The sequence below is a fragment of the Planococcus sp. SE5232 genome, assembly GCF_050686535.1.
Classification (GTDB): Bacteria; Bacillota; Bacilli; order Bacillales_A; family Planococcaceae; genus Planococcus.
This window is the reverse complement of record NZ_JBOGCP010000002.1, coordinates 478868-501574: the sequence shown is the minus strand read 5'-3', so window position 1 is coordinate 501574 and position 22707 is coordinate 478868. Positions and strand designations below refer to the sequence as shown.

Here is a 22707-nt window from a genome sequence, read left to right as displayed (position 1 = left end):
GTAGTAGCAACCCAATCCGCCATCAGCTCGATCATTGATGACACACTTACATACGTCGGCTACGATATCGATGACTTGGCCGTTAACGCAAGCTTTGAAGAAGTGATCTACCTGCTTTGGCACCAGCGCCTGCCAAAAGCGGATGAACTGGCGGAACTGAAGCAGCAATTGGCGGACAACATGGCCGTGCCACAAGCTGTGCTGGATCATTTCAAGACATATGACATCAAGAACGTCCACCCGATGGCGGCTCTTCGCACCGCGGTGTCCATGCTCGGCTTGTTCGACGAACAGGCGGAAGTGATGGAACCGGAAGCGAATTACAACAAAGCCATCAAAATCCAGGCGAAGATTTCGACGCTGGTGACGGCCTTCGGCCGCATCCGCAACGGCCAGGAACCGGTCGCACCGAAAACGGACCTGAGCTTCGCAGCCAACTTCCTGTACATGCTGTCCGGCGAATTGCCGGAAGCGATCGAAGAGGAAGCCTTCAACAAAGCCCTTGTGCTCCACGCCGACCACGAATTGAACGCTTCGACGTTCACGGCGCGTGTCGCAGTGGCGACGCTGTCTGACGTCTATTCCGGCGTGACAGCGGCCATCGGCGCATTGAAAGGCCCGCTTCACGGCGGCGCCAACGAACAAGTGATGAAGATGCTCACGGAAATCGGCTCGGTCGACAACGTAGAGAAGGTCATCACCGAAAAATTGGCGAACAAAGAGAAAATCATGGGCTTCGGCCACCGCGTCTACCGCAAGGGCGACCCGCGTGCGAAGCATCTGCGTGAAATGTCCCAGAAACTGACGAAGATCCGCGGCGAAGAAAAATGGTACGACATGTCGGTGAAAATCGACGACATCGTCACAGGCCAGAAAAACCTTCCGCCGAACGTGGATTTCTACTCGGCTTCGGTCTACCACAGCCTGAACATCGAACATGACCTGTTCACGCCGATCTTTGCGGTTTCCCGCACATCCGGCTGGCTGGCGCATATCCTTGAGCAGTACGCAGACAACCGCCTGATCCGCCCGCGCGCGGAATACATCGGGCCTGGCATGCAGACGTATGTGCCGGTTGAAGAAAGATAAGAAGCGTTTTATCATCATGAAGAAAAAAATATAACTCATAGGGCTTGCACTCTGTGCAGCCCTATGACTTTGACCACAGGAGGAAATTAAACATGACTAACGGCGAAAAAATTTCAGTAGAAAACGGTGTCTTGAACGTTCCCAACAATGCAGTAATCCCATATATTATCGGTGACGGAACAGGACCTGACATCTGGTACGCAGCATCACGCGTTTTAGAAGAAGCGGTAACAAAAGCGTTCAACGGCGAAAAATCAATTGTCTGGAAAGAAGTTCTTGCAGGACAAAAAGCATTCGACGAAACTGGTGAATGGCTGCCTGAAGAAACTCTTGACGTGATCCGCGAGTACTTGATCGCAATCAAAGGACCTTTAACGACGCCAATCGGCGGCGGTATCCGTTCATTGAACGTAGCACTTCGCCAGGAACTTGATTTGTATACTTGCCTGCGTCCAGTCCGTTACTTCGAAGGCGTACCTTCACCGGTTAAACGCCCTGAAGATACAGATATGGTTATTTTCCGTGAGAACACTGAAGATATCTATGCTGGCATTGAATATTCTAACGGTTCGGATGAAGTGAAGAAATTGATTTCATTCCTACAAGATGAAATGGGCGTTAAAAACATCCGTTTCCCTGAGTCTTCAGGTATCGGCATCAAACCGATTTCAGAAGAGGGAACAAAACGCTTAGTGCGCGCTGCAATCAACTATGCAATTACTGAAGGCCGTGAGTCATTGACGCTTGTTCATAAAGGGAACATCATGAAGTTCACTGAAGGAGCTTTCAAAAACTGGGGCTACGAAGTAGCAGAGCAGGAATTCGGCGATAAAGTCTTCACATGGAACGAATACGATGCTATCAAAGATGAAAAAGGTACAGACGCTGCGAACAAAGCACAGGAAGAAGCTCTTGCTTCAGGCAAAATCCTTATCAAGGATTCAATCGCTGATATCTTCCTGCAACAGATCCTTACACGTCCAAGCGAGTTCGATGTTGTTGCGACAATGAACTTGAACGGCGATTACATCTCTGATGCTTTGGCTGCTCAAGTAGGCGGAATTGGTATCGCTCCTGGAGCGAACATCAACTACGATACTGGACATGCGATTTTCGAAGCAACTCACGGAACAGCACCTAAATACGCTGGCCTTGATAAAGTAAACCCTTCATCTCTAATCCTTTCAGGCGTCTTGATGCTTGAGCACCTAGGATGGGGAGAAGCTGCTAAAATGATCACAAACTCTATGGAGAAAACAATTGCTTCTAAAGTTGTAACTTATGACTTTGCACGTCTAATGGACGGCGCTACAGAAGTGAAATGCTCTGAGTTTGCTGATGAATTGATCAAAAACCTATAAGAGTTAAAGAAAAGGAGGGGGATTCCCCTCCTTTTTTTGTATCGACTATTTCAAATGGAAATGGGATAGCCAAAAATTAAACGATGGATTAATGGTTTTCGCTAGAGGCCATCTCTTATGGAGCAATGGTGCTCCTTTGGGAATCCGCACTGTTTTGGTCTATTTCCTTTAGGGTAAAGAAAGTAAACATACATCTTTCTAACTGTATAAGTTGAACTAAAGAAGTAACAGTTATAGGCCAATTCGACGGCTAGGGAAGAGAAGAGAACAATGATTCTCTGCAAGCTCTGTCGCAAAGGTGAACCAAATTCTTCAGGCGTATCTTAGTTCACACGATAAGCCGAGAAACACACTCATCTTAGTGCCCCCTCTCGTCCTGAGCCGCACCGGTGCTGAAGAACACTCATAGATATGGAGCAAAACAGCGAAGACTCCTGCGGCTTAGCGATTCGACCGATACACCGCAGGGAGCGCAGCGGACGAGGAGGATTGGGCGGGAGCCCGCTGGAAAGCGGAGCTGTTTTGCGGAGTATCAGCTAATATAAAACATTAGTTCAACTTATAAAACTGTTTTATAGCGCCGTTTGCCTTCAAGCTTGCGCAGGAGCAATTGTCTTTGCTTTATTCCGAAGCGGGCTAAGTGACTATAGAAAGTAGATGCAACACTTCCACTCAACTACTGTTAAAGGAGAGATAGTTCATGACATTCAAACGCAAAAAGATTTCAGTGATCGGTTCAGGTTTTACAGGGGCAACGACGGCATTCCTGTTGGCTCAAAAAGAATTGGGCGATGTTGTTTTGGTGGATATTCCGCCTATGGAAAATCCGGCAAAAGGCAAAGCATTGGATATGGCCGAAGCTGGTCCAGTTCAAGGGTTTGATGCCCGCGTATCGGGTACATCGAATTACGAAGACACCAAAGACTCAGACCTGGTGATCATCACTGCAGGAATTGCGCGTAAGCCGGGCATGAGCCGTGATGATCTGGTCCAAACCAACCAGAAAGTCATGAAAGCTGTTACAGCGGATATTGTGAAGTATTCTCCGGAGACGACTATCATTGTCCTGACGAATCCGGTTGATGCAATGACCTATACGGTTTTCCAAGCATCGGGTTTCCCAAAAGAACGTGTAATCGGACAATCTGGCGTACTTGACTCGGCCCGTTTCCGAACATTTGTCGCAGAAGAATTGAACGTGTCGGTTAAAGACGTCACAGGATTCGTATTGGGTGGTCACGGGGACGATATGGTGCCACTCGTCCGTTATTCCTACGCAGGCGGAATTCCATTGGAGACGATGATCGCCAAAGAGCGCTTGGATGAAATTGTGGAACGCACCAGAAAAGGCGGGGCGGAAATCGTCAACCTTCTTGGAAACGGTTCGGCTTATTACGCACCGGCCGCATCATTGGTTGAAATGGCAGAAGCGATCATCAAAGATCAGCGCCGCATCCTGCCCTCCATCGCCTATTTGGAAGGTGAGTATGGATTGGATGGCATTTACCTGGGTGTACCGACAATTTTGGGAGCAGCCGGGATTGAGAAAATCATTGAAATCGATTTGAATGAAGAAGAAAAAGCATTGTTGAACCAATCAGCGGATTCAGTGAAAGCGGTAATGAAAGTATTGGCATAATCCTTAAAGGCGGACAGGAAATTTTCCTGTCCGTTTTTTTGAGTACAGGCTTACTTTTCCGTTTTTCATTTATGCACACCCTATTCCTGCTACCTTAGGCGCTTGCACTTTCATTGGCTAAATTGATACTATAGAGATATCAAGAAAATGGAGGGATGTTGTTTGTTGCTTGGGAAAAAGCGGAAATTAGGCCGGCGAGTGGAAGACATCAAAATCGGCGAGAAATTGAAACTCACAGAAAAGATTGAGGACAAGGATCTACTTCTTTATCTGGGATTGACAAATGACAGCAATCCGCTGTATATTCAACACGATTTTGCGGCGCAGACCGCTTTCGAAAAGCCGGTGGTGCCGAATATCATGCTGACGGGCATCCTGACTTCTGCGGTCTCCAAATATATACCGGGTCCCGGTTCTTATATTACCGGCCAGCAGCTGAAGTTTTTGAAACCTGTCCATCATTATGCGACAATCGATTTTCTGTTGGAAGTTGTTGAAGTGGATATCAAACACAATGAGATAATTGTCCAAGTTGAAGGAATCGATGAAACTGGCGATATCGCGATACAAGGACAAATTACTGCTAATCCACCGCAAGTAGTGGAACAATTGACGACTCCTGCAACAGGCAATATCTAACGCGGTTTGAAATGGGGGTTTCAAACTGAGTGTGGAGGATGTAAAATGCTGAAGAAAATATTGATAATCGAAGATGAACATTCAATTGCGACCTTACTTTCCTATAACCTTGTTCAGGCGGGTTTTGAAACCATTATCGCCAATGACGGAAAACAGGGATATGAACTGGCCCTAAGCGAAAATCCTTCATTGATTGTTCTGGATCTTATGCTGCCGTCGATGGACGGGGTGGAAGTCTGCAAATCGCTGCGCCAGCAAAAAGTCAATACACCGATTATCATGCTGACGGCTAAAGGCGATGAGTTTGATAAAGTATTGGGCTTGGAACTGGGAGCGGATGATTATATGACCAAACCTTTCAGTCCTAGGGAAGTAGTGGCGCGCATCAAAGCGGTGTTGAGAAGAGCCAGTAACGTTCCGACGCCACAACAGGATTCCTCGGCACCGATTTCTCTCGGGAAGTTGGATGTTTATCCTGATCGATTTGAAGTTTTCCTCAATAAAGAACAATTGGAATTTACACCGAAGGAATTTGAGTTGCTGGTGTATTTAATGGAAAACAAAAATCGGGTATTGACGCGTGATCAGCTGCTGAGTGCTGTGTGGAAATACGATTTTGCGGGAGATACGCGCATCGTCGATGTCCATATCAGCCATTTGCGCGATAAAATAGAGGAAAACAGCCGAAAACCGACATTCATTAAGACGATTCGAGGGCTGGGCTATAAGTTCGAGGAGCCGAAAAGTTCATGAAATCCTTTCGGCATCGTCTGCTCGCCACCCTGCTGGTATGGATCGGAATGATGTTGGCCGGGTTGTTCATCGTCATGCTTCAAGTGCTGCCAATTTATGAAAGCGCCGAAGACAAGACCGATATTTGGATGATCCTATTTTTGACATTTGCAGTTGCTTTATTTTTTTCAGCTATTGTCGGAAGCCGGATCATCGAAGTGAACATTCAGCCGATTGAAAATGCCACTGAAACCGCAATGGAGTTGGTCAAAGGCAATTACCGGGCGCGTGCCTCGGAGTCCAATGCACTGGGCAGTGTCGAATTGAGCCGAACCATCAATGTGCTGGCCCGGAATCTTCAGGAAATCACTGCAATACGGGGCATGGAGCAGGAGCGCCTAAAAACACTGATTGAAAATATGGGCAGTGCATTGATTATGATCGACAAGCAAGGAGCCGTTTCCCTTGTCAATAAACCCTTTCTGGATGAATTTGGTTTATCTACTGAAAATACTTTGGGAAAATTCTACAAAGAAATACATGTCCCTTCTGAACTGGAGGATTTCATCGAAAATGTCTTCATGATGGAAACCCATTCTCGGGCTCAGATAGAATTTTTGTCAGGGCTTAAATTGAAGAACCTGAATGTCTACGGAGCCCCTGTTATTGGAGAGCACGAGCGCTGGCTGGGGATTGTCATCGTCTTTCATGATATTACGGAATTGAAGAGGCTGGAGCAGATCCGCAAAGACTTCGTGGCAAACGTCTCCCATGAACTTCGGACACCCGTAACCTCCATTAAAGGGTTTTCCGAAACCCTGCTGGATGGGGCTTACCAGGATACTGAGACTTTGTTGTCGTTTCTGGAGATTGTCCATTCGGAAAGCAATCGTTTGGAGATGCTCATCAATGATCTGCTCGATTTATCCAATGTAGAACAGAGTGGTTTTGAAGTTAATGCGCAGCCAACCGACATGAAGGCTGCGATAAATCGGGCAGTGGAAATGATTCAGCCGAAGCTCGACGAAAAGTCCATTCAGCTGAACCTGGAAGTGAAACCCGTGACTGTTTTAGGGGATGCAAACCGGTTAATCCAAGTGGTTATGAATCTTTTGATCAATGCAGTTACATATTCAAGCAATCATACCGAAATCACCATCCGGCTTTTCGTCAAAGACGAGCAAGCCGTCATTCAAGTGGAAGACCAAGGAATCGGAATAGAAAGCTCGGAAATCGGCCGGTTATTTGAGCGTTTTTACCGTGTCGACCGAGCCCGCAGCCGAAATTCAGGCGGCACCGGCCTTGGGCTGTCTATTGTTAAACACTTAATCGAGGCGCATCATGGAAAAGTGGAAGTCGACAGCCAAGTTGGGGTCGGCACGACATTTACTATCTATTTGCCTTTGGCTAGTTAATTTAGGAGGAAAGTATGGAAACTAAACACCCATTTTTACCGATTATCGTCGGAACAGACATGAACGCTTATAACATGGCCATTTCGTTTCACGAAGCATATGGCATCAAGCCGATTTTGATCGGTAAAGAACATTTATCATTCACTTCACTTAGCACCATTACCGAAACGATTGACTTGCATCCGGGATTGGCAGACGATTCCCAGTTCGCCGATATCCTGATCGATGTTGCGGATAAGTACAGAGCTCCCGGCAAAACCCTTTTGCTGATTGGAACGAACGATCTTTATGTACGCTTAATTATTGAAAATGCGAAAATTTTGCGCGAGCATTATGTCTTTAATTATATTAATGAAGATTTGATGAATCAGCTGCAGGTCAAAGCGAATTTCTATGAGCTTTGCAAAGCGCATGGCATTGAGACACCGACAACATTCTTCTATGACTGCAATTCGAAAGTCCCATTTGAAGAAGAAATGATGTTCCCGGTCATCATCAAGCCGAGCAATGGCATCGAGTACAGCAGAAACAAGTTTGCGGGCCAACAGAAAGTCTATAAAGTCGAAAGCCCGAAAGAAATGCACGAAGTGATCCAGCAGATCAAAGCAGGCGGGTACCGCGATGAATTGATCATCCAGGATTATATTCCTGGGGATGACACGTATATGTGGGATTCAGTCATCTATGCGAACTCCAAAGGGAAGACGCAGTTGGTGACTTTTGCGCAGGTGGTCTTGCAGGAGCATACAGTTACGGCCATCGGGAATTACACAGCGCTGATTACCCGTTTTGACAAAGACATGATGGTCAAGCTGCAGAATTTTCTGGAAGCCGTCGGTTACAATGGCTTTGCGAACTTCGATTTGAAATACGATGCACGCGATAACAAATTCAAAGTGTTCGAAGTGAATATTCGCCAAGGGCGCTCAAGCTATTACGTAACAGCGCTTGGACATAATATGGCTGAGTATTTTGTCGACGATTTAATTTATCAGACCGATAAACCCGTGACGTATTTGAATGAAGACTTCTTGTTCACTGTCGTACCGAAAGCGGTGCTGCGCAATTTCGTCGACAACAAAGCGGTGCAGAAAGACATTAAGCGTCTGATCAAAAAAGGCCAATATGGCAATCCGCTCTTCTATAAAAAAGATAAGCATTTGAAGCGTAAAGTCTATCTTCTAGCGCGCCAGGTGAATTATTACAAGAAGTATAAGAACAATCAATGGTAAGTTTACAGAAGCTTAACACCAGCTTCACAGTCGGGTGGTAAGGTTTAATAGAACCCCCTTCAACCGCATGATTTGAAAAAGAGTCCCTTCCCCGGGCTCTTTTTCTTTTTTTATGAAACTATTTCCATATCATTCCGTATTAATGGGTAACAAGAAAAAGGGGGACCCATCATGACGACAAAAAAATTGCTGGCAGTGATTGGTTTGTCTATTGCCGGAATTCTTCTGCTGATCGCAGTTTTCACTTCCTGGTATACAGTAGATGAATCGGAACAGGCGGTCATCATTACGTTTGGTGTAGCCAATGAAACCGTCACCGAAGCAGGATTGCATTTCAAGATGCCTTGGCCGATCCAAAAAGCAGAGATCCTGTCAAAAGAAACCTATAGCCTGCAATTCGGCTATAACCAAAACGAAGAAGGTGAGATCGTGGCTTTCGATAAGGAAACCAAGATGATCACAGGAGACGAAAATATCGTCCTGACGGATTTGGTGGTCCAATGGAAAATCACCGATCCAAAAAAATACCTGTTCAATGCGGAAGCGCCTCAGGACATTCTCCATGACGCAACATCTGCCTCGATCCGCTCCATTATCGGCAGCTCGCTGATCGATGATGCACTGACATCCGGTAAAGCGGAAATCGAAGCGGAAACACGCGATCTGCTTGCTTCATTAATTGAGAAATACGATATCGGCATTACAGTTCTGGCGGTCAAACTTCAAGACGTGGAGCTGCCGAACGAAGAAGTACGCGCAGCATTTACCAATGTAACAGATGCCCGTGAAACGATGAACACAAAAATCAATGAAGCGAGAAAATACGAAAACCAGAAACGCAATGAAGCGCTCGGAGAAAAAGCGGCCATCAATTCACGTGCAGAAGGACAGAAAGTCTCACGGATTCAGCAGGCGACTGGAGATGTGGCGCTTTTCGATAAACTGTTCGTGGAGTATGAAAGCAATCCGGAAGTCACCAAACAACGGATCATCATGGAAACTTTGGAGTCGGTCCTGCCGAACGCTAAATTGTACATCATGAACGATGAAGGCGGCACGATGAAATACTTGCCGCTTGATGGACTCCAGACTGCCGTTCCACCTGCGGCTGAGACAGAAGAAGAAGGGAGCGGCAACTGATGGAACCGAACAAACCCCTAACTGAAGTAAAGAAATACAATCCATACGAGAAACCAAAAAAGAAAAAAGAACCGAAAGATCCGATTGATTTCAAGAAATACTGGAAATTGATTGTCGGCCTGGTTGTAGCATTCGCTCTTCTTCTCATCGTCCTGACGAATGTGTATGTCGTAAAGGAAAATGAATACCGGGTCGTGCGCCAGTTTGGAGAAGTCGTGAAAATCCAGGAAGAACCGGGCATCAAGATGAAAGTTCCATTTATCCAAAGTGTCACAACCTTGCCGAACTACCAAATGACGTATGACGTTTCGGAAGCGGAAATCAATACGAAAGACAAAAAGCGCATCATCATCGACAATTACGCGGTGTGGCACGTGGTGAATCCGCTGGATTTGATTTCGAATGCCGGGACAATCGTCAATGCTGAAAGCCGGATGGAAGAATTTATCTATTCGGTGGTGCGAACAGAGCTCGGACAACTGAATTACGATGAAATCATCAACGATGAAAATTCTTCCCGCGGCAGTTTGAACGATAATGTTACAGCGAAAGTCAATGAATTGCTGGAAAAAGACCAATATGGCATCCAAGTGCTGGATGTTCGCATCAAACGGACGGATTTGCCGGAAGAAAACGAGCAATCGGTTTACACGCGGATGATCTCAGAACGTGATTCCACAGCTCAGGATTACTTATCCCAGGGAGATGCGAAAAAACGCGAGATCGAAGCACAGGCTGACCGTGAAGCGCAGGAAGTGATTGCGACTGCACGCAAGGAAGCCGCGCTGATCCAGTCGGAAGGTGAATCGGAAGCTGCTAAAATCTACAACGCATCCTTTTCGAAAGATCCGGAATTCTATGAACTCTACCGTTCACTGGAATCCTATAAGAAAACAATCGGTGATGATACGGTGATTATTCTGCCGTCGGATTCACCATACGCGGATATCCTATCGGGTAATTTCGAATAAGGCTGCGGCCGTCATTTCTCTTCTATTTGCCCGCGTGGTAAAATAAAGGGAATGACGGCTTTTTTTATGGAAAGGGGTAATTTTGTGGCAAAGAAAATACTTTTATTAGATGGGAACAGTTTGGCGTATCGTGCGTTTTTCGCCTTGCCGCTGTTGACCAATGAAAGCGGCATTCACACGAATGCGGTATATGGATTTACGATGATGCTCCAAAGAGTATTGGAGGAAGAAAAGCCAACACATATGATCGTGGCTTTCGACGCGGGGAAAACGACTTTCCGCCACAAGACCTTCAGTGAATACAAAGGCGGACGGCAAAAAACACCGCCTGAGCTGTCGGAACAATTTCCTTATTTGAAGAAATTGATCGACGCTTACCGGATCAAGCGCTACGAATTGGAAAATTACGAGGCGGACGATATCATCGGTACCTTGAGCCTGGAAGCGGAGCGGGAAGGCGACGAAGTGGTGGTCATTTCAGGAGACAAAGATTTGACGCAATTGGCTTCACCTTCCACAACGGTTTACATAACGCGGAAAGGCATCACCGATATCGAGAAGTACACGGTTGAGCATATCAAAGAGAAATACGGCCTTACGCCTAACCAGATTATTGATATGAAGGGCCTGATGGGCGATGCATCCGACAATATTCCCGGTGTCCCGGGTGTGGGCGAAAAAACAGCGCTGAAATTATTGGCGGCACATGGCTCAGTTGAAGGAGTATACGAAGCCATTGATCAGCAAAAAGGCAAGATGAAAGAAAAATTGGTTGCCAATGAAGACCTTGCCTACATCAGTAAACAGCTGGCGACAATCGAACGCAATGCACCGATCGACATCAAAATCGAGGAATTGAGCTATGCAGGACCCGACCAAGACGAACTGGTGAAGGTTTGGAATGAGCTGGCGTTTAAATCTTTATTGGAAAAAATGGAATACACAGCTGAAGAAACCGTCAAAGAAGAGCTGGAATTCGAGGTGCTGACCAGTATTGATCCAGTCATCTTGAAAGATGAGATGGCGGTACATCTGGAGCTTTACGACGAGCATTACCATAGCTGCGACCTGCTTGGTGTTTCGTTGTCCACAGAATCGGAAACCTATGTAATTCCGATGGATGTGGTTGAGCAGTCGAAGGAATTTCGTGCCTGGTTCAAAGACCCGTCGAAGAAAAAATTCATGGCGGATTCCAAAGCAGCGACGGCAGCGTTTCTGCGCTGCGGCATTGAATTGAAAGGCGTCGATTTCGACTTGATGTTGGGTGCTTATATTGTCAACCCATCGTTGACTTACACCGATATGGCGAGCATCGTCCAGGAATATGGCTATGCCGATGTCTCGACTAATGAACAAATTTATGGAAAAGGTGCAAAGAAGAAGGTGCCTGAAGCATCAATCCTCAACGAGCACATTGCCAGAAAAGCGCGCACCATCTGGAAAGTGCGCCCGCTGGTCATGGAAAAACTCGAAGAAAACGAGCAATTCGATTTATACGATAAATTGGAGCTTCCACTTGCGACGGTTTTGGGCCAAATGGAATCACTCGGCGTTATGGTCGACCGCAACCAATTATCTGAAATGGGCAAGGAGTTGTCCCATAAGCTGGAGAAAATTGAGTCGGATATCTACAGTTTGGCCGGACAGCAATTCAACATCAATTCCCCGAAACAATTAGGTGTGGTGCTGTTTGAAAACCTGGGATTGCCGGCATTGAAGAAAACTAAGACAGGCTACTCGACAGCAGCGGATGTCCTGGAAAAACTGGAAGGCCAGCATGAAATCATTTCGCATATTCTGCTGTACCGCCAATTGGGCAAACTGCTGTCTACTTATATAGAAGGTTTGTTGAAAGAGATTCATAAGGACGGCAAAGTCCATACGCGTTTCCAGCAAGCACTGACGACGACCGGCCGACTCAGCTCGACCAATCCGAACTTGCAGAACATCCCTGTGCGCCTTGAAGAAGGCCGTAAAATCCGTAAAGCTTTTGTACCTTCCGAACCGGGCTGGGTGATGGTTGCGGCTGATTATTCCCAGATCGAATTGCGTGTCCTCGCAGATATGTCGGAAGACGAGCGCTTGGTCCAAGCCTTTAAGGATGACCGCGATATCCATACAACAACCGCCAGTGATGTTTTCCATGTCCCTGAAGAAGAAGTGACCGGAGACATGCGGCGCGCAGCAAAAGCCGTCAATTTCGGGATTGTCTATGGCATCAGTGATTATGGCCTGTCCCAAAACCTGAATATCACCCGCAAAGAAGCAGCAGCATTCATTGAACGTTATTTTGCCAGCTTCCCAGGCGTCAAAAGCTATATGACCAACATAGTAGCGGATGCCAAGCGTGACGGGTTTGTCACGACCTTGATGAATCGCCGGCGTTATTTGCCGGACATCACCAGCTCTAATTTCAATTTGCGCAGCTTTGCAGAACGCACTGCGATGAATACGCCGATCCAGGGCAGTGCAGCCGACATCATCAAAAAAGCGATGATCGATATGGATGCCGCGTTGGAGCGTGAAGACATGCAGACGCGTATGCTGCTGCAAGTGCACGATGAATTGATATTCGAAGCGCCGCCGGAAGAACTGGACAAGCTGATGGAATTGGTTCCTCAAGTGATGGAGAATGCAGTGAAGCTGAGCGTTCCATTGAAAGTAGACATCGCGCATGGCGATACTTGGTACGATACTAAATGACAGGAGGGCAACGATATGCCTGAACTTCCGGAAGTGGAAGGTGTCGTTCGGCAGATCCGCCCTGTTTCCATTGGGAAAAAAATAGAGGCAGTCAGCGTTTCAGAGACCATCCGTGTTTCCAAAACGAACGGCAAAGAAGCGATCATCAAACGGATGGAAGCCGATCGTTTCATCGAAAGCTTGGTCGGGGCACAAATCATCCGTGTCGAACGACGGAGCAAGTATATTTATTTTACCTTAAGAAATGAAAACGAATTTTTATTGGTCAACCATTTAGGGATGTCCGGAGCCTGGTTCTATGTCGACCAGCTCCAGTCCATTTCGGAGGATAAATTCCGGCGACATGTCCATGTGGTGCTGACCTTGAGCGATGGAAACCTTCTGGCGTTTTCTGATATCCGCCGTTTTGGGGAAATGAGGGTATTGCAGGAAGAGGGAGATTTTCCGCCTTTGCTGCTGATGGCGCCGGAGCCTTTCGAAGCCGTAGCGCTGGATCATTTCCTGATCATGGCAGAAAGTCCGAAGTATAAGAACAAGGCCATCAAGGAAGTCATCATGGATGGACAGGTCATTTCGGGCTGCGGCAATATTTATGCTACTGAAGCACTTTTCAAGATGAAGATTCATCCGAAGCGTTCAGCCGGCCGCATCAGCAAGAAACGAAAAGTGGCGTTATTTGAAGCGATTGTCGCCATTTTGCTGGAAAGCATTGAAGCGGGGGGCAGTACGATTTCAGATTACCGGAATATCAACGGTGAATCGGGCAGTATGCAAAACCGTTTCGCTATGTACGGAAAAAAACAATGCATGGTTTGCGGTACGATGACGAAGACCTTAAAAATCGGAGGCCGGGCTTCAGTCTATTGCCCAGCATGCCAGAAATGAGGATGGATGATGATCATAGGATTGACAGGCAGTATTGCCAGTGGAAAAAGTACTGTATCAAACATGCTGAAAAATGCAGGTTATCCGATCATTGATGCCGATGTAGTCGCCCGTCTGGTCGTAGAACCGGGCTCCAACACCCTGGCGCAGATTGCCAAGGCGTTCGGCCCCAACGTGATCCAAGCAGACGGGACGATGGACCGGGCAAAAGTAGGGGAAATCATCTTCAACGATCCGGCCAGCCGGAAAATATTGAATGATCTTATCCATCCGGCAATCCGTCAGGAAATGTACCGGCAGCGCCAAGAATTTCTGGCGCAAGGCTACAAGACAATCGTTATGGACATTCCGTTACTGTTCGAAAGTCGCCTGCAGCACCTGGTAGACAAAATTCTGGTTGTCAGCGTGACGGAAGAAAATCAGTTCAGCCGATTAATGGAGCGGAATGGCTTTTCAGAAAAAGAAGCACGGGCACGCATCAGTTCCCAGCTGCCCATGTCCGTAAAAGAAGATGGAGCCGATGCTGTCATCTACAACAACGGAACACTGGATGAAACGAAATGGCAATTAAACAGAATTTTGGAGAATTGGCAGGCACGCCCTGAAAAAGAATAAAAGATCTGTTGTTTTAAGGTTCTCTAAATAGTTAATTGTGTTATACTATATAAGAAATTAAAAACATGAGTATAACTTAATTATAAACGGAGGACTCCTACATGACAGTTTCTATTGCAATTAACGGATTTGGCCGTATTGGCCGTATGGTTTTCAGACAGGCGATAATGATGGATGATGTCACGATTACGGCAGTTAACGCCACTTATCCCGCTGAGACCCTTGCGCATTTAATTAAGTATGACACAAATCACGGCACCTTCGCTGGTGACGTATCTTCAGAGGAAGATGCATTAATTGTTAACGGGAAACGAGTTCAATTGGTAAGTGAACGCGACCCATTGAATCTGCCATGGAAAGAAATGGGTATTGATATCGTCATCGAAGCAACCGGAAAGTTCAACGCTCGTGAAAAAGCTGCTCTTCATTTGGAGGCAGGAGCTAAAAAAGTGATTTTGACGGCTCCCGGGAAAAAAGAGGACATCACGATTGTCATGGGAGTCAACGACGACAAATTGGATATCGATAAGCATGACATCATTTCCAATGCGAGCTGCACGACCAACTGCCTGGCACCGGTCGTCAAAGTGCTTCATGACAAATTCGGTATTGAAAACGGCTTGATGACGACCATCCATTCCTATACGAATGACCAGCAGAACCTGGACAACCCTCACAAAGATCTTCGACGTGCACGTGCATGCGCGCAATCAATCATTCCTACTTCTACGGGTGCCGCGAAAGCGCTGTCACTGGTGATGCCGGAACTGCAGGGGAAACTGCATGGTATGGCGTTGCGGGTGCCAACTCCAAATGTCTCCCTTGTTGACCTGGTTGTCGACTTGGAGACAGATGTGACGATTGAGGAAATCAATCAGGCTTATGAAGAAGCCTCAGAAAATGGGTTGGAAGGAATCTTGAGCTTGACGATGGAGCCATTGGTTTCAGTGGATTTCAACAGCAATCCGAAATCGGCGATTGTTGATGGGTTGTCGACAATGGTCATCGGCAGCCGAAAAGTGAAAGTTCTGGCCTGGTATGACAACGAATGGGGATATTCAGCACGTGTCATCGATTTGACGAAAAAAGTCGCGAAGGCTTTAGTGCTAGTTTCTAAATAAGGCAAATCACCCCGGTACTCCGCTTTCAAATGGAGTACTGGGGTTTTTTATGGAAAATTTACTGAAAAAAATTCAGGATTAATAAGATATTATTATTGCATTTACAATTAATCCGTTTTATACTATGAATCGTAGTTGAAAAACGGCTACCACTTCTGAATTTCCACAATGCATCTCGGAATTAGGAGCGTAAGATTTTTTATTCACATGACTGCTTAAAGGGTTAGGACCTCTTTGGACTAACTTTCCCCCGTGGTAGTCAACTTTGAATATTTTGCGCAAAAACCAAAATGATATCAAAGGGGGAAAACGAACCATGGAAACAATGGGACGTCACGTAATTGCAGAACTTTGGCAGTGTGATTTTGACAAATTAAACGATATGGATTTTATCGAACAAACTTTTGTTGATGCAGCACTCAAATCTGGAGCTGAAGTAAGAGAGGTAGCTTTTCACAAATTCGCACCACAAGGTGTCAGCGGAGTTGTGATCATCTCTGAATCTCACTTAACCATCCACAGCTTCCCGGAACACGGCTACGCCAGTGTAGATGTTTACACTTGCGGTGACCTAGATCCTACAATTGCAGCAAAGTATATCGCAGAAGCGCTAGGGTCAACCTCAAGCGAGCTTGTCGAAATTCCGCGCGGTATGGGTCCAGTCAGTGTTGAGAAATCCAAAGTTTCAGTAACTGTATAATCCATTTAGCAAAAAAAAGTAAGCAGGGGATAAATTCCTCTGCTTTTTCTATTTTCCCAAAGAATTTTTGTTATACTAGATACACTAGATAGAGAATTTAGGGAGATGTCAAAATGAAATGTCCAGCTTGCCAACATAACGGCACACGTGTTGTCGATTCACGGCCAATAGATGAAATGAAGTCAATCAGAAGGCGCAGGGAATGTGAATCATGCGGATATCGCTTCACCACTTTTGAGAAAGTGGAAGAGATGCCGCTGATTGTCGTCAAAAAAGACGGCTCGCGTGAAGAGTTCAGCCGTGAAAAAGTCTTGCGTGGGTTAATTCGCGCATGTGAAAAGCGGCCTGTATCTTTGGAAGTATTGGAAGAAGTGGTCTTTACGATTGAGAAAGACCTCCGCCGGGCGGGCAATCCGGAAGTGAAATCCGAAGAGGTCGGGGAGTTGGTCATGAACCGGCTGGCAGCAATTGACGAGGTGGCTTACGTGCGCTTTGCTTCTGTGTATCGCCAATTCAAAGACATCACTGTTTTTATCGACGAACTGAAGGATTTGCTGAATAAAAGTCCGGAAGACAAGAAAATCGACTAGGCGGTGACTTATGACTGCATTTTATAAAGAACTCCAGCCTGCTGATCCGTATCGCATCCGGTTGCCTTATCCGTTTTCGAATTACGACCGACAGCTGCTGACTTTGCTGTATCAGCCTATGGTCGGCGCAGAAGCCATCGCTTTCTACTTGACGCTTTGGGCTGAAGGGGAAGCATCCAAGGATGAAACCACCCATTATACATTGATGAACACATTGGGAAATCCCATTTCAAAAATCTTCGAAGCAAGAATTCAGCTGGAAGCGATCGGATTGCTGAAAACCTACCGGAAAGACACTGGCGACCGCTGCTTCATTTATGAATTATGTCCGCCGCTCGATCCGAAAACCTTTTTTATGGATCCACTCTTATCGATGTTCCTGTTCAGTAAAATTGGCGAAACGTCTTACCGGCGGGTACGGGACCGTTTTGTGGTGCACAATGAAATTCCTTCTGATTTTAAAGAAGTATCACGGACCTTTACGGATATTTTCCAACCGGTTCATGCGAAAGCGGGTTATCCCGCTGAAAAGCAGGATTTGCAGGGACGGAAAAAAGGCGGCTATGAAGCCGATTCCGATTTTGATTTCGGACTTCTCCGGCAAGGGTTATCGGAGCAGCTTGTTCCGAAAAGAGTACTGACTGCAACCATCAGAGAGTTCATCCCCAAATTGGCTTACCTGTATGGATGGGGGCCGTTGGAAATGCAAAAGGTTATCTTGCTGGCCATTGAAGACGATTATACGTTGACGGTGGAAGGCCTGAAGAAATCGGCATCCGAATATTATAAGCTGACGGTTTCGACCACTGCACCTCAGCTCGTCCAAGTGCATAAAGAAGCGCCGAAGCTGACAGAAGAAACACCGAAAACAAAACAGGACGAATTGCTTGTTTATTTGGAGACAGCACCGCCGATCCAAGTCCTGCGCGATATTGCAGATGGCAGTGAACCGCTGCCTGCAGATGTCCAGCTTGCCAATCAATTGGTCGTCACCCATGGCATGGAGCCGGCTGTCGTCAATGTATTGCTTCAATATGTCCTGCTGCGCACTGATATGAAACTGACCAAGGCCTATGTGGAAAAAATCGCTTCTCATTGGCTGCGGAAGAACGTCACCACTGCTAAAGAAGCGATGGAGCTTGCGCGAGTTGAGCATACGCAGTATATGAAATGGAAGTCGGAAGGTTCGCCCACAACAGTGGCCAAACCGTTTACCGGCAATGGCAACCGAAAACCGGTGCGTGAAGAAAAGCTGCCGGAATGGTTCCATAAAAAAGATGAGGCGCCAGCCGCCAAGGCAGAGCCTAGAAACGAAAGCCTGGAAGTGGAGAAGCAAAAACTTCTTGCGAAACTTGCGCTTAAGAAAGGAAAAGGTGGTTAAATGGAACCGATTCGCGAAACCTTAAAACGTGTGGTCAATGCGCCTGCTTTCTCTGAGCGTTATAGTGAAATGCGCAAAGAAGTGCTGGAACACCCAGGTGTCCAAAAATTCCTGGAAGACCATGCAGAGGAAATTGACACAGCTACCATCGATAAAGGACTGGGGAAGCTATACGAGTATATCGACCAGTCCCATGATTGCAATAAATGCCCGAGCCTGGGCGCTTGCATCAACCATCTAAAAGGCTTTGAACCGAACCTGGTGTTGGAACGGGGAAATATCGGCATCTCCTACACCAAATGCCGCTTGAAAGACGTCAACGACAATAAACGCCATGCTTCTTCTTTGATCCACAGCATGTATATGCCGAAAGAAGTCATGCAGGCGACGCTATCCGGATTTGATTTGGATGATAGCCGCATGGAAGCATTCCGCGCAGTCGGTGATTTCCTGGATCAGGCGACTGGCCCTGACAACCTGCCTGAAAAAGGATTATACCTTTATGGGCAATTCGGCATCGGCAAATCGTATTTACTCAGTGCAGTAGCTAATGAACTGGCGGAGATCAATGTTAAATCCGTACTGGTCTTCGTTCCTGAATTCATGCGTGAAATGAAACAGGCGATCGGTGACCAGACCTTGCAGGAAAAAGTCGACTACGTCAAAAAAGCGGATGTCCTGATGCTTGATGATATCGGAGCAGAAGCGATGTCGAGCTGGACCCGTGATGAAGTTCTGGGGACGATCCTTCATTACCGGATGTCCGAAAAACTGCCGACTTTCATGTCTTCGAATTTCAGCTATTCCGAACTGGAATACCATCTGACCTATTCACAGCGCGGCGAAAAAGAAGATTTGAAAGCTGCGCGCATCATGGAGCGGATCCGTGCGTTGACCACACCGGTTAAGCTCGACGGCCGCAACCGACGAAATTAAGCTCCGGAACTATTGCGTTTTACGGCGTTTCGGTTTATAGTAAAAACAATCGAACCAAGATTTTACATGCCTAGACAAGGACATGAGCGGATTTGTACGACTTTCAGAGAGAGAAGCCCTTGGCTGCAAGCTTCTTAAGTACCGGCAATCCCGCTTACCCCCTTCGAGCAGCAGCTGTGAACAGTCTCCTCAGTAACAGCTGACGGAACCGGCCCGTTAGCCGATGCAGAGCTTCATTCCGAACGGATCTGTCCGTTTTGAATAGAAGAAGGGTGGAACCGCGAGCTAAAGCTTCGTCCCTTTTGGGATGGGGCTTTTTTGTGTGGAGAAAAAAGAAAAGCGGAAGCGGCCGTCAAGGTTCGACAGGCGTAAGACAGACCGGCAATGTGGCGTTCTTTGACACATAGTCGGGTTGGCTTATGACCCGAGAACCTGGCCGCTGGAGCTGGACAATGAAAAGCGGAAGCGGCCGCTTACGAAAAACGGAAATGCCCGGCCAGACCCTGTGGCAGAGGCATTTCCAACAGATCTAATTAAAAGGAGAGATTGGCATGGCAGACATGATTCAACTAAAATTCCCTGATGGGGCAGTAAAAGAGTTTGAACAAGGCACAACTACTGAAGAAATCGCACAATCCATCAGTCCGGGATTGCGCAAAAAAGCATTGGCCGGAAAAGTTGGCGACAATTTGGTCGACTTGCGTGCACCATTGAAGGAAGATGGGGAAATCGCCATCATCACACCTGAATCAGATGAGGCGCTGGAAGTTCTGCGCCACAGCACTGCGCATCTATTGGCACAGGCAATCAAGCGGATGTATCCGGATGCGAAGCTGGGTGTCGGTCCAGTTATCGAAAATGGCTTCTATTATGATATCGATACAGAGACTGCGATCACTTCAGAAGATTTGCCGTTGATTGAAAAAGAAATGAAGAAAATCATCAATGAAAATGTCGAAATCATCCGCCATGACGTGACTCGTGCAGAAGCACAAAAACGATTCGCGGCTATTGAGGATCCGTATAAATTGGAACTTCTTGAAGCGATTCCGGAAGATGACCAAGTGTCCATCTATGAACAGGGTGACTTTTTCGACCTTTGCCGAGGCATTCATGTGCCATCAACAGGCAAATTGAAAGAGTTTAAATTATTGAGCGTTGCTGGTGCCTATTGGAGAGGGAACAGCGACAACAAAATGCTTCAGCGCATCTACGGAACTGCCTTTTTCAAAAAAGAAGATTTGAAAGCTCATCTTGAAATGCTGGAGGAAGCGAAAGAACGCGACCACCGCAAAATCGGGAAAGAACTGGATTTATTCATGAACTCTCAAAAAGTCGGACAAGGTTTGCCGATGTGGCTTCCGAAAGGCGCGACAATCCGCCGCATCATCGAACGTTATATTGTCGATAAAGAAGAGCGTTTGGGCTATGACCACGTCTATACTCCAGTAATGGGCAGTGTGGAATTGTATAAAACAAGCGGACATTGGGATCATTACCAGGACGATATGTTCCCAGTCATGAAAATGGATAATGAGGAATTGGTGCTCCGCCCGATGAACTGCCCGCATCACATGATGATTTTCAAACAAGGCATCCATTCATATCGCCAGATGCCGGTCCGTATTGCGGAACTGGGATTGATGCACCGCTATGAAATGTCGGGTGCTTTGTCCGGATTGCAGCGCGTCCGCGGAATGACATTGAATGATGCTCACATCTTCGTCCGTCCAGACCAGATCAAAGAAGAATTCAAACGCGTCGTCAATCTGGTGGTTGACGTCTACAAGGATTTTGACATCAAAGATTATTCATTCCGTTTGTCTTACCGTGATCCAGCGGATAAAGAAAAATACTTTGACGATGATGCAATGTGGAACCGTGCACAAGCCATGCTGAAGGAAGCGATGGATGAGTTGGAAATCGATTATACAGAAGTTGAAGGCGAAGCCGCGTTCTACGGACCGAAAGTGGATGTTCAAGTGAAGACAGCTCTTGGCAAAGAAGAAACGTTGTCGACTGTCCAGCTTGATTTCCTTCTGCCGGAACGTTTTGATCTGTCGTATATCGGCGAGGACGGCAAACAGCATCGTCCGGTCGTTATCCACCGTGGAGTCGTTTCAACAATGGAGCGTTTTGTTGCATTCCTGATCGAAGAGTACAAAGGAGCATTCCCGACATGGCTTGCACCGGTACAGGTGGAGATGATTCCAGTATCGCTCGATGCACACAGTGCTTATACAAAAGAACTGCAGGAAAAATTGCAGAACCACAAAATTCGCGTGGATATCGACGAGCGTGACGAAAAGCTCGGCTATAAGATCCGTGAAGCACAGATGCAGAAAGTGCCTTATATGCTTGTCATCGGCGATAAAGAACTGGAAGATGGTTCTGTAAATGTCCGTAAATACGGCGAACAGAAATCCGAAAGCATGGCTTTTGATGACTTTGTAAAACTGGTTCAAAGCGAACTTCGCTAGAATGGTTGACAGGTCCTGAGGCACGTGATACTATAAATAAGGTTATAGAATACTTATATGTGCAAGCAGGAGCACCCGCTTCTCACCTGATCGACCGATTGTTGGCAGGTATACACGATTGACTTTTACACGCAGAAAGAAGCGTGTTGTCATATTTGCGGGTGGACCTCTGTGGTCCATCCGCTTTTGTTTTGATCGGAACCCTGTAAACCGGTTCGGCCGGTTCACACATTTAAGCTATTCGCGACACTATCCGGAGGTGGATTACTATTAGCAAAGACATTAATGTAAATGACGGTATTCGTGCACGTGAGTTGCGAGTTATTGATCAAAACGGTGAACAACTTGGCATCAAAACACGTAACGAAGCACTTGAAATTGCAGCTCGTGTCAACTTGGATCTTGTTCTTGTGGCTCCTCAAGCTAAGCCGCCGGTTGCTCGTATCATGGACCATGGTAAATTCAAGTTTGAGCAGCAGAAGAAAGATCGTGAAATCCGTAAAAATCAGAAAGTGATAGTCGTCAAAGAAGTACGCTTAAGCCCTTCAATTGACGATCACGATTTCAACACGAAACTTCGCAACGCGATCAAGTTCCTTGAAAAAGGCGACAAAGTGAAAGCTTCTATTCGTTTTAAAGGCCGTGCGATTACGCACAAAGAAATCGGACAACGTGTACTTGAACGTTTCGCAGAAGCGTGCAAAGAAGTTGCTACGGTTGAACAGCGCCCTAAAATGGATGGCCGCAGCATGTTCTTGATGCTTGCACCAGTCAACGAAAAAGAATAAGAGATCATTGTTTAGGAGGAATTCGAAATGCCGAAAATGAAAAGCCACAGCGGTGCGTCAAAACGTTTCAAAAAAACGGGTACTGGTAAAGTAAGACGCAACAGCTCACATACTAGCCACTTATTTGCAAACAAATCAACTAAGCAAAAGCGTAAACTTCGCAAAGGGAAATTAGTTTCTTCAGGCGACTTGAAGCGCATCAAATCATTAATCTATAACATGAAGTAAAAACGAAAAGCGAAAACGGCCGTTCAGCTCCGGCAGACTTAAGATGAACTTCCGAAGCGGCG

Annotated in this window: 20 protein-coding genes and 1 other annotated feature; all 20 genes read left to right on the top strand. The window is 46.5% G+C overall.

The window, feature by feature from the left end:
* On the top strand, window positions 1-1089 hold a 1089-nt coding region (gene citZ / locus ACRC6Q_RS11295; RefSeq protein WP_431466303.1), incomplete at its 5' end, for a citrate synthase.
* A 92-nt stretch (window positions 1090-1181) separates the two neighbouring features.
* Window positions 1182-2450: an NADP-dependent isocitrate dehydrogenase gene (gene icd, locus ACRC6Q_RS11290; RefSeq protein ID WP_223638456.1), complete on the top strand. Its 1269-nt coding sequence runs from the start codon at window positions 1182-1184 to the stop codon at window positions 2448-2450.
* Between the two features lie 700 nt (window positions 2451-3150).
* Window positions 3151-4089: a malate dehydrogenase gene (mdh, locus tag ACRC6Q_RS11285; RefSeq protein WP_298830546.1), complete on the top strand. Its 939-nt coding sequence runs from the start codon at window positions 3151-3153 to the stop codon at window positions 4087-4089.
* A gap of 162 nt (window positions 4090-4251) precedes the next feature.
* Window positions 4252-4728: a MaoC/PaaZ C-terminal domain-containing protein gene (locus ACRC6Q_RS11280; protein ID WP_223638450.1), complete on the top strand. Its 477-nt coding sequence runs from the start codon at window positions 4252-4254 to the stop codon at window positions 4726-4728.
* A 45-nt stretch (window positions 4729-4773) separates the two neighbouring features.
* Window positions 4774-5481, top strand: coding sequence for a response regulator transcription factor (locus tag ACRC6Q_RS11275; RefSeq protein WP_223638447.1), 708 nt, complete (start codon window positions 4774-4776; stop codon window positions 5479-5481).
* The gene (pnpS, locus tag ACRC6Q_RS11270; protein WP_223638445.1) at window positions 5478-6875 is read left to right on the top strand and encodes a two-component system histidine kinase PnpS; all 1398 of its coding nucleotides are present in this window, start codon (window positions 5478-5480) and stop codon (window positions 6873-6875) included. The genes ACRC6Q_RS11275 and pnpS overlap by 4 nt, the downstream gene beginning before the upstream one ends.
* Window positions 6876-6889: 14 nt before the next feature.
* Complete coding sequence (locus tag ACRC6Q_RS11265) at window positions 6890-8107, top strand: carboxylate--amine ligase (protein WP_223638442.1); 1218 nt, start codon at window positions 6890-6892, stop codon at window positions 8105-8107.
* Window positions 8108-8278: 171 nt separating this feature from the next.
* A complete protein-coding gene (hflK, locus tag ACRC6Q_RS11260) occupies window positions 8279-9247 on the top strand; it encodes an FtsH protease activity modulator HflK (RefSeq protein ID WP_431466549.1) in 969 nt (322 codons plus the stop codon).
* The gene (gene hflC / locus ACRC6Q_RS11255) at window positions 9247-10218 is read left to right on the top strand and encodes a protease modulator HflC (RefSeq protein WP_431466548.1); all 972 of its coding nucleotides are present in this window, start codon (window positions 9247-9249) and stop codon (window positions 10216-10218) included. Before hflK ends, hflC begins: the two co-directional genes overlap by 1 nt.
* 66 nt (window positions 10219-10284) lie before the next feature.
* Window positions 10285-12921, top strand: coding sequence for a DNA polymerase I (polA, locus tag ACRC6Q_RS11250; RefSeq protein ID WP_431466547.1), 2637 nt, complete (start codon window positions 10285-10287; stop codon window positions 12919-12921).
* 15 nt (window positions 12922-12936) lie between these two features.
* Window positions 12937-13806 carry a bifunctional DNA-formamidopyrimidine glycosylase/DNA-(apurinic or apyrimidinic site) lyase gene (mutM, locus tag ACRC6Q_RS11245; protein ID WP_223638434.1) on the top strand — a complete coding sequence of 290 codons (870 nt, stop codon included), beginning with the start codon at window positions 12937-12939 and terminating at the stop codon, window positions 13804-13806.
* 9 nt (window positions 13807-13815) lie between these two features.
* Window positions 13816-14421 (top strand): dephospho-CoA kinase, encoded by a 606-nt coding sequence (gene coaE / locus ACRC6Q_RS11240; protein ID WP_431466546.1) that lies wholly within the window; start codon window positions 13816-13818, stop codon window positions 14419-14421.
* Between the two features lie 101 nt (window positions 14422-14522).
* Window positions 14523-15542 (top strand): glyceraldehyde-3-phosphate dehydrogenase, encoded by a 1020-nt coding sequence (locus ACRC6Q_RS11235; protein ID WP_223638432.1) that lies wholly within the window; start codon window positions 14523-14525, stop codon window positions 15540-15542.
* A 316-nt stretch (window positions 15543-15858) separates the two neighbouring features.
* The gene (gene speD / locus ACRC6Q_RS11230) at window positions 15859-16242 is read left to right on the top strand and encodes an adenosylmethionine decarboxylase (protein ID WP_191716028.1); all 384 of its coding nucleotides are present in this window, start codon (window positions 15859-15861) and stop codon (window positions 16240-16242) included.
* 113 nt (window positions 16243-16355) lie between these two features.
* The gene (nrdR, locus tag ACRC6Q_RS11225) at window positions 16356-16832 is read left to right on the top strand and encodes a transcriptional regulator NrdR (RefSeq protein WP_215098881.1); all 477 of its coding nucleotides are present in this window, start codon (window positions 16356-16358) and stop codon (window positions 16830-16832) included.
* A 10-nt stretch (window positions 16833-16842) separates the two neighbouring features.
* Window positions 16843-18213, top strand: a complete 1371-nt coding sequence (locus ACRC6Q_RS11220) for a replication initiation and membrane attachment family protein (protein WP_223638430.1) — start codon at window positions 16843-16845, stop codon at window positions 18211-18213.
* Window positions 18214-19149 (top strand): primosomal protein DnaI, encoded by a 936-nt coding sequence (dnaI, locus tag ACRC6Q_RS11215; RefSeq protein WP_223638428.1) that lies wholly within the window; start codon window positions 18214-18216, stop codon window positions 19147-19149.
* A gap of 551 nt (window positions 19150-19700) precedes the next feature.
* Window positions 19701-21629 (top strand): threonine--tRNA ligase, encoded by a 1929-nt coding sequence (gene thrS, locus ACRC6Q_RS11210; RefSeq protein WP_431466545.1) that lies wholly within the window; start codon window positions 19701-19703, stop codon window positions 21627-21629.
* 57 nt (window positions 21630-21686) lie between these two features.
* Window positions 21687-21827, top strand: a sequence feature (ribosomal protein L20 leader region).
* An 83-nt stretch (window positions 21828-21910) separates the two neighbouring features.
* A complete protein-coding gene (infC, locus tag ACRC6Q_RS11205) occupies window positions 21911-22417 on the top strand; it encodes a translation initiation factor IF-3 (RefSeq protein ID WP_191716076.1) in 507 nt (168 codons plus the stop codon).
* Window positions 22418-22444: 27 nt separating this feature from the next.
* The gene (gene rpmI / locus ACRC6Q_RS11200; RefSeq protein ID WP_006831131.1) at window positions 22445-22645 is read left to right on the top strand and encodes a 50S ribosomal protein L35; all 201 of its coding nucleotides are present in this window, start codon (window positions 22445-22447) and stop codon (window positions 22643-22645) included.
* Window positions 22646-22707: the final 62 nt, after the last annotated feature.